This is a genomic window from Achromobacter sp. 77, assembly GCF_020541125.1.
Taxonomy (GTDB): Bacteria; Pseudomonadota; Gammaproteobacteria; order Burkholderiales; family Burkholderiaceae_B; genus Achromobacter; species Achromobacter mucicolens.
In genome coordinates this window covers 4,996,674-5,010,440 of the sequence record NZ_CP059848.1, presented here as the reverse complement: position 1 = coordinate 5,010,440, position 13,767 = coordinate 4,996,674, and the positions used below count along the sequence as shown (strand labels likewise).

General features: G+C 66.7%; 9 protein-coding genes. All 9 read right to left on the bottom strand.

Features of this window, described 5'->3' with window-relative positions:
- Positions 1-34 precede the first annotated feature (34 nt).
- The 9 genes from H4P35_RS23135 to H4P35_RS23095 all read right to left on the bottom strand — a co-directional run bounded on the left by H4P35_RS23135 (position 35) and on the right by H4P35_RS23095 (position 13,668).
- Positions 35-1,990 (bottom strand): DUF945 family protein, encoded by a 1,956-nt coding sequence (locus H4P35_RS23135; protein WP_056325244.1) that lies wholly within the window; start codon positions 1,988-1,990, stop codon positions 35-37.
- A gap of 233 nt (positions 1,991-2,223) precedes the next feature.
- A complete protein-coding gene (locus H4P35_RS23130) occupies positions 2,224-3,699 on the bottom strand; it encodes a M81 family metallopeptidase (protein ID WP_226847136.1) in 1,476 nt (491 codons plus the stop codon).
- A 29-nt stretch (positions 3,700-3,728) separates the two neighbouring features.
- On the bottom strand, positions 3,729-5,138 hold the full coding sequence (locus tag H4P35_RS23125; RefSeq protein ID WP_226847135.1) for an amidase: 1,410 nt from the start codon (positions 5,136-5,138) through the stop codon (positions 3,729-3,731).
- Positions 5,139-5,165: 27 nt separating this feature from the next.
- Positions 5,166-6,875 (bottom strand): ABC transporter ATP-binding protein, encoded by a 1,710-nt coding sequence (locus H4P35_RS23120; protein ID WP_056325253.1) that lies wholly within the window; start codon positions 6,873-6,875, stop codon positions 5,166-5,168.
- Positions 6,876-6,880: 5 nt separating this feature from the next.
- Positions 6,881-7,786 carry an ABC transporter permease gene (locus H4P35_RS23115; RefSeq protein ID WP_056325963.1) on the bottom strand — a complete coding sequence of 302 codons (906 nt, stop codon included), beginning with the start codon at positions 7,784-7,786 and terminating at the stop codon, positions 6,881-6,883.
- A gap of 10 nt (positions 7,787-7,796) precedes the next feature.
- Positions 7,797-8,738 carry an ABC transporter permease gene (locus H4P35_RS23110; RefSeq protein ID WP_226847134.1) on the bottom strand — a complete coding sequence of 314 codons (942 nt, stop codon included), beginning with the start codon at positions 8,736-8,738 and terminating at the stop codon, positions 7,797-7,799.
- A 66-nt stretch (positions 8,739-8,804) separates the two neighbouring features.
- Positions 8,805-10,370, bottom strand: a complete 1,566-nt coding sequence (locus tag H4P35_RS23105; protein ID WP_056325258.1) for an ABC transporter substrate-binding protein — start codon at positions 10,368-10,370, stop codon at positions 8,805-8,807.
- A 79-nt stretch (positions 10,371-10,449) separates the two neighbouring features.
- On the bottom strand, positions 10,450-11,964 hold the full coding sequence (locus H4P35_RS23100; protein ID WP_226847133.1) for a M81 family metallopeptidase: 1,515 nt from the start codon (positions 11,962-11,964) through the stop codon (positions 10,450-10,452).
- Positions 11,965-12,174: 210 nt separating this feature from the next.
- The gene (locus H4P35_RS23095) at positions 12,175-13,668 is read right to left on the bottom strand and encodes a CoA-acylating methylmalonate-semialdehyde dehydrogenase (protein ID WP_152382606.1); all 1,494 of its coding nucleotides are present in this window, start codon (positions 13,666-13,668) and stop codon (positions 12,175-12,177) included.
- Between the last annotated feature and the right edge of the window lie 99 nt (positions 13,669-13,767).

Sequence of the window (13,767 nt, the reverse complement as noted above, 5' to 3'; positions counted from 1 at the left end):
TTTTGTCTGGGGCCGGCGTCAGGCCGGCCGCGCATTACTTCGCGGGCGCTTTCGCCGCTGCGCCGAAGTCTTCGGCGATGCTGATGAAGGTGTTGAGCAGGATTTGCAGGTTGTCCTTGCCCAGCCCGCCTTCGGCGTTCATGTCCATCTGCAGCACGGCCTGGTTCTTGTCATCCAGGTAGGCGCGGCTCCAGCGGTATTCCTGGTTCCAGGCGTTGATCGCCTTGAGCGACATCGGCTTCTTGGTGGCATACGTGGCGGTTGCCACGAGGTCCAGGCACTTTTCCGTGAAGTCGTTGCACAGGAACTCCAGGCGCAGATCCGTGGCGCCGGTGGTGCCCGGGTTCAGGACCAGCACGGGGCCGTCGGTGCCATCGGTGCGGGTGACGGTGTAGCCCATGTCGTCCAGCATGTTGGCGACGTCTTCCAGGTTGAAGTCCTGCATGACGCCCGCCACCGGTGCGGCGGCGGTGGATTCCTCGTCGGAATCCATGCCGATGCCCGACAGCTCATCGTCGTCGTCCATGCCGTTCATGCCGGTGGCGCCCAGCAGGCCGCTGAACAGTTCATCGGCGGGGATCTTCTGGCCGTTCAGGTCGCCCATGCCATCGGCGAACGTGAACTTGCCGACGATGTTGTCGCCGTCGTTCTTGCCGACGTTCATCATTTCGGCCATGCCGGCCATCTGGCGGATGCTCTCGTCGGCGTCGGCCGCGGCCTTCTCGGCGGTCAGGCCTTCCTTCTTCATGGCGTACTGCACCATCAGGTCCTGCACCATCGGCTTGGAGATCACCAGCGAGGCGTCGATCTTCTTAATCGCCTGCACCGCGATTTCCTGCGGGGTCAGGTCCTTGGCGTTGGCCGGGTTGGCCATTTCAAGCGTGAACGTCAGCTTGCTTTCGCCCTTGGCCGTTTTCCAGCTCAGCGGATCGATGCTGAACGACGGATTGCCCGCCAGCAGCTTGCCGGCGTTGTCCAGCAGGACGTCGAACTGTTCGTCCTTCAGGCCTTCGTCGCTGGCGCCCAGCATGTACTGGCGCATGAGCTGGTTGTAGGTGTCCGACAATTGCTTGACGGCCTGGCCGTCCAGGCGGGCAAGCTTCACCACGGCCTGGCCGTTGCCCAGCACGACGTCGTTCACGGTAAGGTCGCCCGTCTGATAGGCGGCCTGCACGTTGATCGCCTTGTCGTCCTCGGACAGCTTCACGCCATAGCTGAAGTTGTCCAGCGCCACCTTCATGTCGTCGGTGGGGCGCAGGACGTCCACGCGCTTGATCTTCAGGTCCGAATTGCCCATGGAAATGCCGAACTTGCCCATGCGGCTGTCGACGTCCATGGTCAGGCCCGCCACGGTCATCTTCACCGGGTCGCTGCTCTTGGTGCCGTCGACGGCCAGCTTGTCCATCACGCCGTGCGCGGTGACCGCCTGGGTGGCGCGGTCGAAGGTGCCTTCGATGCGCATGCCGCTGAAGTCGAGCGCGTTGCCGTCGTGCGTGACGGTAACGGGAGCGACCGCGGCGGTCGTCACCGCATTGCCGCTATAGCTGACGATCGCGTCGCTCATCAGCGGGGACACGTCCTTGGTCAGTTCGAAGACGGGCTTGATGTTGTCCGTCTTGGCGATCTCGGTGTGGATGAACGCCAGCTTGGGCGCAATGGCGCCGCGCGCCAGGGCGCTCTTGGGGAAGGGGCCGTGCTCGACGTTCGCGTCGAACTCGATCATGCCGCCGGGCAGGTCGTCCAGGCCCTTGTCGTTCTTGATGAACGACACGCCATAGCGCGCCTGCGTGGAGAACAGGCCGCGCTCGTACTTGAGCTGGTCGATGCGCAGACCGAACAGGGGGGTGACCTTGGCCAGCTTCTCGTTGGCTTGCGCCAGGTAACGCTGCGCGTCTTCTTCGATGCGCTTGCCGGTGTACCACGTGGCGCCGACCCAGCTTCCCGCTCCCACTATGACCACGCCCAGGGTGATCGCTACGCTCTTTTTCATCGCTCTGCTTATATCGTTGATTGTCGAGTCATATCCGGCAGCGGCGGCCAACTGCGCCACTCGCGTCCGCGCGAGCGGAACCGTTCCTGGATACGCGTGTTCATCGGCCTGTCAGGCCCGCGGCGGAGTATACCGAGACACGTGTCCCGCCAAGCAGGCGCGCAGTTACCGAAGATTTCAAAATGAAAGCCGGCGCGGGTGCGCCGGCTTTTTTGTCGACAAAGTGCCTGGATTCAGATGGGGTCCAGCGGATAGATCGGTCGCCGAACGTGCTTGAAATCAAGCTGGGCATAGTCGGAGGTCGTGACGCCCACGCCGGTGCATTCGATGATCTCGGTGGCCATGTCCGAGAATCCCGCGCGCCAGTGGATGCGGCTCTTGAGCACCACATACCGCTTTTGCAGCGGATCGATGCCAGCCGACAGCAGGCAGTTGATGTCGAAGGGCTCCTGGTGGCGGGACACCACCACGATCTCCACCCGGCCGGTGTCGATGACCACCGTCAGCCCCGTGTCGTTGCGCACGCCGCGATACATGGGGCCCCGGTTCAGGTAGACGCCGTCGAACACCAGCTTGACGCGGCCGGTGACCTCCAGCGGTTCACTGGGCTGCTTGATGGCCGGCATGGGCAGCTTGCCGCCCAGCTTGAGCGTGATGGTGTTGCCCACGCCCGCAGCGGCGGCTTCGCGCGCGGCCTGCGGATCGCAGATGGCGTAGAAGACGACGTTGTCCAGTTCCTGGCGCAGGACCTCGGCCAGCACCGCCGTCGTGTCCATCGTGCCGCCCGAGCCCGTGTTGTCGTAGTGGTCCAGCAGCACGACCGGGCCCTGTTCGATGGCCTTGGCGCGCGCGATGGTGGGCGCCAGCGGCTCGGAATGGAACACCCAGTCGGCGCGGCCGCGCCACGCGCGGTCCAGCAATTCGTCGCGATGCTGTTCGGCTTCGGCCAGGTTGCCGTCGGTACAGACGACGGCGCTCAGGCCCGCCTCGCGGATGTCCGCGTGGGGAAAGCCCACGAAAACCGAGGCCGCCAGCACGCCGCCGGCCTCCAGTTCCTTGCACCGCTCCTGCAGCGGCTTGTTGGGCGCGGCATGCGTGCCCTGGCACATGATGTGCGGCAGCATGGGCTTGTTGGCCCAGGTCATCACCGGCTTGATCTCGCCCTTGAGCGTGCGGACGATGACGTTCGCCGCGCGCACGCCCGCATCGCGGATGTCCACGTGCGGATACGTATGAAAGCCGCTGATCACCGTGGCGTTGCGCACGATGTCGTCGTAGATGTTGGCGTGCATGTCCAGCGTCACGGCGACGGGCGTCGTGGGATCGATCTCGCGCAGGCGGCGCAGCAGGTCGCCCTCGGCATCCTCGACGCCGTCGGCGACCATCGCGCCGTGCAGGTCCAGCAGGATGGCGTCGAAACCGCCGCGCTTGACCTCGTCCAGGATCAGCGTGCACAGGCGCTCATGCGTCTGCGCGCTGGCGGGACCGCTGGGCCAGGACTCGGCCGCGACCGGCACGACCATTTCCGCGCCTTCGCGGCGGGCGACCTCGATGTAGCCGCCCAGGCCACTGTCGGTGTTCTCGTAGGCCTTGATGGCGCGCTCGCCGGCCAGGATTTCGGGGCTGCCGCGAAAGAAGCGCTCAAGGGGGGTGGGCACGGGCGAAAACGTGTTCGTCTCGTGCTTGATCATTGCCAAAAGCCAACGCATGGGATGTTCCTGTGGGTTGCCGTGGAAAGTCAGTGGGCCGACACCGGCTGCGGCCAGGGTCGCTGCGCGGGACGCATCCGTTCCCACGCGCGCGCCACGCGCAGCACGCCCAGGTCGTCAAAGCGCGCGCCGGCGATCTGCAGGCCGATGGGCAGGCCCGCCTTCGTGTAGCCGCAATTGACCGATGCCGCGGGCTGTTCGCTCATGTTGAAGGGCAGCGTGAACCCGATGTGGTGCATCGTGGTGGCGACCTCGTTGGTGGGCGAGGGCCACTCGGCGTTGTAGGCCACCACCGGCGCCACCGGCGACAGCACGTAATCGAACGGCGCGCAGGCGGCGACCGTGCGCGCCCGCACGTTGAGCGTTTCGTAGTAGCTGCGAAACACGTCTTCGCCGCTGTGGCCGCCGCCGCTTTCGGCCCAGGCGCGGATGAAGGGCAGGATCTTCGCGCGGCGTTCCTCGGGCAGCGCGGCCAGGTCGATGGCCGAACGGGTGCGCCAGAAGCGGTCCACGCCGTCCAGCATGCCGGGCGTCATCCAGGGTTGCATGGGCGTGACGATGGCGCCCGCCGCTTCGAAGGCGCGCGCGGCGGCTTCGACCGCATCGCGGGTTTCCGGATCCAGCGGCAGTCCGCAGCCCGCGTCCAGCAAGAGGCCGATGCGCAGGCCGCGCACGTCCTGGTCCAGGTTCAACCAGTCGATCTCCTGGAAGGGCAGGCTCATGTGGTCGCGGGCGTCCGGCTGCGACAGCACGCCCATCATCAGGGCCGTGTCGGTGATGGTGCGCGTCATGGGGCCGGCGCAGCGGCCCATGAAGGGCGGATCGATGGGAATGCGGCCCAGGCTGGGCTTGAGCGTGGCGATGCCGCACCAGGCGGCGGGCAGGCGCACCGAGCCGCCGATGTCGGTGCCGATATGCAGGGGACCATAACCGGCGGCGGCCGCCGCCCCGGCGCCCGCGCTGGAGCCGCCCGGATTCTTGGTCAGGTCCCAGGGGTTGCGCGTCAGTTCATGAAAGCTCGACAGGCCGGAGGACAGCATGCCGTAGTCGGGCATGGTGGTCTTGCCCAGCAGGACGGCGCCCGCCTCGCGCATGCGCGCCGCCGGCGGGGCGTCGGCCGCCGCCGGGGTGAGGTCGGTGGCCGCGGTGCCCAGCGGCACGGGCACGCCGCAGGTGGCGATGTTTTCCTTGATGGTGGCGGGCACGCCATCGAGCGAAAACCCGCCGCAGGACTGCGGCTCGCCCTTCATCCAGCGGGCTTCCGAGGCACGGGCCATGGCCAGCGCGCCTTCCGGATCCAGCGCATAGGTCGCGTGCAGCCGGGGCTCCCAGCGCTCGATGTGGTCGAGCACGGCACGCGTGGCCTCGACGGGCGACAGGTTCTTGCTGCGATACGCCTGCAGGAGTTCCTGGGCGGACATTTCATGCGGTTGCGGCATCTCGGTTCCAGTGATGCGAAAAAGGCGTCAGGCGGCCGGGGAGGCGGCGGGGGGAGCGACAGGCAAGAGGCCAGGCGCGATCGGCCGGAAGTTGCGGAAGTCCCAGTCGCGCCCCGGGGCGGCATCGATCAAAGCGCGGGTGTACGGGTGGCGGGGTTCTGTCAGCACGGTCTCGGCCGAGCCGGTTTCCACCACCTGCCCGCGCTGCATCACCATGATGGTGTCGCAGATCTGCGCGGCGACGCGCAGGTCGTGCGTGATGAACAGCACGCCCACGCCGGTGCGCTCGCGCACCTGTTCCAGCAGCTCCAGCACCTGGGCCTGCACCGACACGTCCAGCGCCGAGACGGCTTCGTCGGCCACCAGAATCTCCGGGTCCATGACCAGGGCGCGCGCGATGCAGATGCGCTGGCGCTGGCCGCCGGAGAACTGATGGGGATAGCGCCGCATCGCGTCGGGGCTCAGCCCCACCACGCTGAGGGTTTCGCTGGCGCGCTTTAGCGCCTCGTCGCGCGGCACGCCGAAATTCAGCAGGCCTTCGATGATGGATTCGCCGACCGTGCGGCGCGGGTTGAGCGACCGGTACGGGTCCTGGAACACGATCTGGATGCGGCGGCGCACGGGACGCAGCGCCGATCCGGACAACGTGCTGAGGTCCTCGCCGCCCATCATCATGTGGCCGGCGGTAGGCTCGATGAGCCGCACGATGCAGCGCGCGACCGTCGACTTTCCCGACCCCGATTCGCCGACGATGCCCAGGATCTCGCCCTTGCGCAAAGTCAGGTTGACGTCGGTGGCGGCAATGACGTGCTGCGCCGCCTTACGCGAGAACAGCGAGCCCTTGGCGCCATAAGTGCGGCCCAGGCCCTTGACGTGCAGCACCGGCGTGCCGCCGGGCGGTTCGCGGCGCGAGGGCACCAGGCTGGGCACCGAGGACACCAGCCGGCGCGTGTAAGACTGCTTGGGCTCGGCCAGGATCTCGTGGCGCGAGCCGCTTTCGATCAGGTCGCCGCGGTTCATGACCACGATGCGGTCCGCGATCTCGGCCACCACGCCGAAGTCGTGCGTGATGAACAGCACTGCCGTCCGGTGCTTGACCTGCAGCTCCTTGATGAGCGCGAGGATCTGCTTTTGCGTGGTGACGTCCAGCGCCGTGGTGGGCTCGTCGGCAATCAGCAGCTTGGGTTCCAGGATCAGCGCCATCGCAATGACGATGCGCTGGCGCTGCCCGCCCGAAAGCTGGTGCGGATAGGCGTCGTAGATGCGTTCGATGTCGGGCAGGTGCACGGACTGGAACATGTCCAGCACCTTGGCGCGGCGTTCGGCCGCCGACATGTTCTTGCGGTGCAGGCGTAGCACCTCGTCGACCTGCTTGCCCACCGTGTGCACGGGGTTCAGCGCGGTCATGGGTTCCTGAAAGACCATCGCCATGCGGGTGGCCCGCAGCTCGCGCAGCCGGCGCTGCGTGGCCGTGGCCACGTCCTCGCCTTCGACGCGGATCGAGCCCGCGCTGATGCCCAGGATGCCTTGCGGCAAGAGGCCCATGACGGCCAGCGACGTGACGGACTTGCCCGAACCGGACTCGCCGACCACGCACACCGTTTCGCCGGCATGCACGTCCAGGCTCAGGTTGCGCACGACGCGGTTACCCGCGCCGGCGACTTCGACCGACAGGTTGCGGATGGCCAGGATGGCGGACGAGGTATCGCCCGCGGGGGGATTGGGGGAATAGTTCATCGGCATCAGATCCTGCGCACCATTTTCGGGTCCAGCGCGTCGCGCAAGGCGTCGCCCAGGATGTTCACGCTGAGCACGGTCAGCGACAGGAACAGTCCGGGGAACAGGATCAGGCCGGGCAGCATGCGGAAGTACATGCGGCCTTCGGACATGATGTTGCCCCAGGACGCGATCTCGGGCGGGATGCCCGCGCCCAGGAAGCTCAGGATGGCCTCGGTCAGCATGGCGGACGCAAAGACGTAGGTGCCCTGCACCGTCAGCGGCGCGATCGTGCTGGGCACCATGTGCCGCCACAAGAGCAGCGGCAGCGGCGTGCCCAGCGCCAGCGCGGCCTCGACGTAGGGCTCGCCGCGCACGCTGAGGATCTGGCCGCGCACCAGGCGCACCACCCGCGGGATTTCCGGGATGGTGATGGCCACGAGCACGGTCGTGATGCTGGCGCCCGTGACCGACACCAGCGCGATCGCCAGCAGAATGCCGGGGATCGCCATGATGGCGTCCATGGTGCGCATGATCGGACCGTCCAGCGACCGGAACCAGCCGGCGATGACGCCGATGACCAGTCCGATGACCACGCTGACCACGGCGGCGCCCAGCCCCGCGATCAGCGAGATGCGCGCGCCGTAGGCGACGCGCGACCACACGTCGCGGCCGAACGCGTCCGTGCCCAGCAGATAGTCGGTGAAGGGCTGCTTCAGGCGCGCGCCCGGATTGAGGAGGGTGGGATCGACCGTGCCCAGGAGCGGCGCGAACACGGCGACGAAGACGATCGCCGCCAGCACCACCAGCGCGAGCATGACGGGCCAGCTCTTGAGCCCCTGGCGGATCTGCCGCCAGGCGGTGATGTGCGGGGTGCCGCCTCCGGGGAGGTCGGCGGCCGCCTGTGCGGCGGCGTCGGTTGGCGTTTGCATGCTCATGGTGTCAGTACCTGATCCGCGGGTCGAACACCGTATAGGCGCAATCGACAACAAGATTGATGAACACGTAGACGAACGCGAAGAAAAGCGTCAGGCCCTGGATGACGGGGTAGTCGCGCGCCAGCACGGCTTCGACCACCAGCCGGCCGAGGCCCGGGATGTTGAACACCGACTCGGTGACGACGACACCGCTGATCAGGAGCGCGATGCCCACGCCCACGACGGTGGCGATGGGCACGGCCGCGTTACGCAGCGCATGGCCCAGCAGCACGCCCGTTTCGCCCAGTCCCTTGGAGCGTGCCGTGCGGATGAAGTCCTCGCCCATGACCTCGATGACGCTGGTGCGCGTGATGCGCGCGATCAGCGCCACGTAGACCGTGGAGAGCGCCAGCGAAGGCAGGATGAGCCGGTGCAGGAACGGCCAGAATCCCTTTTCCAGGGGCACATAGCCCTGTACGTTGAACCAGCCCAGCTTGATGGCGAAGGCCCAGATCAGCAGGTAGCCGGTCACGAACACCGGCACGGAAAATCCCAGCACCGAGAAGCCCATGACGGCGCGGTCCAGCAGCTTGCCCTGGCGCCATGCCGCCAGCACGCCAAGCGGAATGGCGACGAGCAGCGTGAACACCAGCGTGAGCACGGCCAGGCTGAGCGACGGTTCAAGGCGCTGCGCGATGAGCTTGGTGACCGGCACGCCGGACATCAGTGAGGTGCCCAGGTCACCCTGCAGGAGCTTGCCGCCCCAGATGAAGAACTGCTTGATCACCGGCTGGTCCAGGCCCATCGTCTGCCGTATCTGAACGATACGTTCGGGCGTGGCGCCGTCGCCCGCCATGATGATGGCCGGATCTCCGGGGCTGAAACGCAATATCGCAAAGACCACCACCGCGACCATCACCAGGACTGGGATGGTCGCGAGGAGCCGGCGTGAGACAAATGCCAGCATGTATTTCCCCCTGTACCAATTAGGCCTGCGCGGACTGCTTGCTGCGGCGCGCAGGCCCGGAGCCCATCAAGGGGCCTTTTTGACGTTCCAGAACGCGAAGACCGGCGCGTGCACCAGGCCCGACAGCTTGGTCGAGTAGACGGTGGGCACGGACATCTGGCCCAGCGGCACGTACAGGCCTTCGTCGATGCCGATGCGCTGCACTTCCTCGGAGATCTTCTTTTGTTCCGCCGGGTCCGAGGTCAGCGCCATCTTCGTGCGCAGTTCTTCGATCTGCGGGAAGTCGGGCCAGCCGAACCACGCGTTGTCGCCGTTGGCGGCCGCGGGGGCGGAGCGCACCGGGTCCATCACGTCGGTGGCGTACCAGTTGGTGTTGTGGATGTTCCAGCCGCCTTCGGCCGGTGCGGCCTTGGAGGCGCGGCGCGTGGCCACGCTTTGCCAGTCCATCGCCGCCAGGTTGACGTTGAAGCCCGCCTTGCGCAGCGCCGCGGCCATCACGACCGGTTGCGCCGACAGCGTGCCAACATCAGTGGCGTGCATGACCAGGATGGGCGTGTTGTCGTAACCCGCTTCCTTGAGCAGCGCCTTGGCCTTCTCGATGTTCGACGGGACGATCATGTCCTTGCCGATATCGCTTTCCAGCGGCGTGCCGCAGCCCCACAGCGAGGCGCAGGTCTTCCAGTACTTGGGATTGCCGACCAGCGCCTTCATCACGTCTTCCTGGCCGATCGCGTACATGGCGGCCTGGCGGATCTTCTTGTTGTTGAAGGGCGGGTACTTGAAGTTGAAGCGGTACATCGTGAAGTAGCCGACCGGGCTGAGCGACTCTTCCTTCAGGTCCGGGTTGCCTTCGATCATCGGCAAGAGGTCATACGGGAACTGCTCGACGAAATCGATCTCGCCGCCCAGCAGCGCGTTGGCGGTGGTCAGGGCGTCGGGCATCACGTCCCACTCGACCTTGTCCACGTGCACGACCTTGCCGCCGGCCAGGCCGCTGACGGGCTCCTTGCGCGGCACGTAGTCGGTGTTCTTGACGTAGACGGTCTTCACGCCCGGCTTGAACTCGGCGACCTTGAACGGGCCGGAGCCCGTCATGTCGGTGATGGGCTTGCCGATGGCTTGTTCGGCGATGCGCTTGGGCATCATGAACGGCGCGGTGCCGGTGGGCTTGGACAGGGCGCGCAGCGCCAGGTCCGTGGGTTCCTTCATGACGATGCGAAAGCTCTTGTCGTCGATGACTTCGATCTTGTCGGTGAACTTGAGCAGCGTGCGGCCCATGCCGTCGCCGGCGGCCCAGCGCTTGATCGACGCCACGCAGTCCTCGGCGGTCACCGGCTGGCCGTCATGCCATTTTTGACCCGGGCGCAGCGTCATGGTGTAGGTCTTGCCGTCGGGCGAGACTTCCCACTTCTCAAGCATCTGCGGCTGCACCTTGTTGTCGGCGTCGGTGGCCAGCAAGGTGTCGTAGATCATGTAGCCGTGCCACGTCGTGATGTAGGCGGTGGTGGCGTGCGGATCGGTCAGGCGCAGTGGCGAGTGCATCACCGTCTTGATGACGGTCTCGGCGTAGGCGCCGTGAGCCATCGCGAGAGTGACGCCGGCCAGCGCGGCCGCTCGTACAAACTTGAGCATGTATTTCCCCTTGAAGCGTTGTGAGCGGCGCATGGGCCGCTACGTCGTTGACGCGTCGCGATGAAGCGGCGCGCGAGGGTCAGGCTGTCGCTGCAGACCGGCCGTCGAACACCGGCCCGCAAGGCGCCATTCTGATGCCGGGACGCAACCGTGTCCATGGTTGTTTTGCCGCATCCATCAGCATGGAACCGGGCGCCGCGCACACCAGGATCGTGTGCGCGATCGGGGTGAAATCGGCGCGAAAGTGCGCCGAACTCTTGACCACCAGGATCGCGGTGCGCGTGGGTTCCACGCCGGCAAAGCGGAACATCTCCTGGTCGGCCATCTGCACCTTGTTGGAGGCCAGGATGATGCGTACGCCGCCGATGCGCAGGCACGCGCTGGGGCCCAGATCCATGTGAAAGCCGCGATAGAACGCACCATGCGTATCGAAGCGTCCATCGGAAGTTTTCTCGACGATGAACTCGGTGTCCAGAGGTTCGTCGTGGGGAATACCCGAATGTCCACCCAGTGCAATCCGAATGGTATTTCCAGCGCCGGCGCGGTGCGCGGCCAGCGCGGCGGCCGGGTCCACAATCAGACCGATCGCCGTATCGCGCGCATCGTGGCGGATGAGCGCGCGCAGCACGCCGGTGGTGTCGGAACTGCCGCCCGCGCCCGGGTTGTCCTGCGCATCGGCAATGACCACGGGCTTGGACGCATCGCGCGCCAGCTGCAACGCTTCCTGCACGGCTTCGTCCGGCGTGTAGAGCTTGCCGCCGAAGTCCTGTTCCGCATTCTCGACCGCGCGCGCCATCTCGTCGGCGGCGGCATCGGCTTCGGCTTGCGTCATGCCGTAGGCCCAGACCGTGGGCGCGCATTCGGGAAAGTCCGCGGCCGGGAACCCGGTCGCAAAGGAGATGCTGCTGGCCGCGCCGCGCGCCTCCAGATCGCCCAGCAGCTGGTACAGGCTGCGGGCCGGCTCGATGTCGGTGGACTGCCAGCACAGCGGAATCAGGAAGGGCAGGCTGCGCAGCGCCACGTAATGACGCGGCATGCCGCCCAGCCGCTGCGCCAGCAGGTTTGCGGCGCGCTGGCCGGTCTCGGCCATGTCGATATGGGGATAGGTGCGATAGCAGACCAGCGCATCGGCATGGCGCACCATCGCGCGCGTCACGTTGGCGTGCAGGTCCAGGCTGGCGACGATGGGCACATTGGGGCCGACCAGTTCACGCACGCGCTTGAGCAGTTCGCCTTCGCCGTCGTCCAGATGCTCGGTGACCATCGCGCCGTGCAGGTCCAGATACACGCCGTCCAGCGGCATCGCCTGCGACAACCCTTGCAGAATCATCGCGCTGATGCGCTCGAACGCATCCCGGGTCACATGCCCGGAGGGACTGGCCGCCGCCCACGTCGTGGGTATCAACGCATGCTCGCCCATCGCCTCGATAAATCCCGCCACCGGAATATTGGCCCCCGCCACCGCTTCGAACATTGCAGGGCCACTGACCAGCTTCGGCCACCCCCCACCCTTGTCCGCAAAATCCTCCCACGCCGCGCGCGACGGCGCGAACGTATTGGTCTCATGCTGAAAGCCGCCGATCCCGATGCGCATCAGGTTTCCCCCTGTCGTACAGATATTCGGAAGGCGCGGCGAGGCGCCGCGCAGTGTCAGTGCTTCAAGCGACGCCCCTTAACCCCAAGGCAAGAACAACGCGCCCCAAGTCCGGCAATCCCTGCCAAAGCGGGGTCGCGCGGATCCGGGCTCCGCCGGTCCGCTGCGACGCCCCCTGGGGGGAGGCGCTCCGCGCCTCGGGGGGGGGCGTCACTTCGCCACAGGCATCGTGAATTCGGCGCCCTTGGCGATGCTGTCGGGCCAGCGCTGCATCACGCTCTTGTAGCGCGAGTAAAAGCGGATGCCTTCCTCGCCATACGCATGGTGGTCGCCGAACAGCGAACGCTTCCAGCCGCCAAACGAATGCCACGCCATGGGCACGGGGATCGGCACGTTGATGCCCACCATCCCGACCTTGATCTGCCGCGCGAACGCGCGCGCCACGCCGCCGTCGGACGTGAAGCAGGCCACGCCGTTGCCGAACTCGTGCGCATTGATGAGGTCCACCGCGCTGGCGAAGTCCGGCACGCGCACGATGCACAGCACCGGCCCGAAAATCTCTTCGCGGTAGATGTTCATGGCGGGCTTGACGTTGTCGAACAGCGTGCCGCCCAGGAAGAAGCCCTTTTCGTTGCCCGGCACCGTGAGGTCGCGGCCGTCCACCACCAGGTCGGCGCCGCAGGCGATGCCGTCCTCGATGTAGCCCATCACCTTCTTGCGATGCTGCGCGGTGACCAGCGGACCCATCTCGGCGTCCGATTGCATCCCGTCCTTGACCACCAGCGCCTTGACGCGCGGCGTCAGGCGTTCGACCACCTTGTCGGCCACGTCGCCCACCGCCACGGCCACCGAAATGGCCATGCAGCGCTCGCCCGCGGAACCATAGGCCGCGCCCATCAGTGCGTCGGTCACCTGATCCAGGTCCGCGTCGGGCATGACCACCAGGTGGTTCTTGGCGCCGCCCAGGGCCTGCACGCGCTTGCCGCGCTTGGTGCCTTCGGCGTAGATGTATTCGGCGATCGGCGTGGAGCCGACAAAGGACAGGGCTTCCACGTCGGGATGCGCGATCAGCGCGTCGACCGCCTGCTTGTCGCCGTGGACCACGTTGAAGACGCCGGGCGGCAGGCCCGCTTCGGTAAGCAGTTCGGCCAGGCGCACGGACGCGGACGGATCGCGCTCGGACGGCTTGAGCACGAACGTGTTGCCGCAGGCGATGGCCACCGGGAACATCCAGCACGGCACCATCATCGGGAAGTTGAACGGCGTGACGCCGGCCACCACGCCCAGCGCCTGGCGCATGCTCCAGTTGTCGATGCCGCCGCCGATCTGGTCGGAGTACTGGCCCTTGAGCAGTTGAGGAATGCCGCAGGCGAACTCGACGATCTCGATGCCGCGCATCACTTCGCCCTTGGCGTCCGAGAACACCTTGCCGTGTTCGCGGGTGATGAGTTCGGCCAGTTCATCTTGGTGCTGATCCAGCAGCGCCTTGAAGTTGAAGAGGATACGGGCGCGCTTGAGCGCCGGGGTTTCCGACCAGGCGGGAAAGGCGGCCTTGGCGGCGGCCACGGCCATCGCCACGTCGTCGTTCGATGCCAGCGGGATGGACGAGGCGATCTCGCCGGTGGCCGGGTTGAAGCCGTCGGCGTAGCGGCTGCTGCCGCCGTCGTAGGGCTGGCCGTTGATGAAATGCGGAATCTTCTTCATGGGTGCAAGGCTCGATGCGGGAATACGTCAGAAAATGCAGCGGGGCGGCCGGCGGCCGCCCGTGTGCGGATGGCGCGCCGCCACGGGCGCGCGACAGGA

What these genes read in the sequence shown, in the direction of transcription:
- H4P35_RS23110 (WP_226847134.1), bottom strand. Translation starts at nt 8,738, where the DNA reads ATGCTGGCATTTGTCTCACGCCGGCTCCTCGCGACCATCCCAGTCCTG.
- H4P35_RS23095 (WP_152382606.1), bottom strand. Translation starts at nt 13,668, where the DNA reads ATGAAGAAGATTCCGCATTTCATCAACGGCCAGCCCTACGACGGCGGC.
- H4P35_RS23115 (WP_056325963.1), bottom strand. Translation starts at nt 7,786, where the DNA reads ATGCAAACGCCAACCGACGCCGCCGCACAGGCGGCCGCCGACCTCCCC.
- H4P35_RS23120 (WP_056325253.1), bottom strand. Translation starts at nt 6,875, where the DNA reads ATGAACTATTCCCCCAATCCCCCCGCGGGCGATACCTCGTCCGCCATC.
- H4P35_RS23105 (WP_056325258.1), bottom strand. Translation starts at nt 10,370, where the DNA reads ATGCTCAAGTTTGTACGAGCGGCCGCGCTGGCCGGCGTCACTCTCGCG.
- H4P35_RS23125 (WP_226847135.1), bottom strand. Translation starts at nt 5,138, where the DNA reads ATGCCGCAACCGCATGAAATGTCCGCCCAGGAACTCCTGCAGGCGTAT.
- H4P35_RS23130 (WP_226847136.1), bottom strand. Translation starts at nt 3,699, where the DNA reads ATGCGTTGGCTTTTGGCAATGATCAAGCACGAGACGAACACGTTTTCG.
- H4P35_RS23135 (WP_056325244.1), bottom strand. Translation starts at nt 1,990, where the DNA reads ATGAAAAAGAGCGTAGCGATCACCCTGGGCGTGGTCATAGTGGGAGCG.
- H4P35_RS23100 (WP_226847133.1), bottom strand. Translation starts at nt 11,964, where the DNA reads ATGCGCATCGGGATCGGCGGCTTTCAGCATGAGACCAATACGTTCGCG.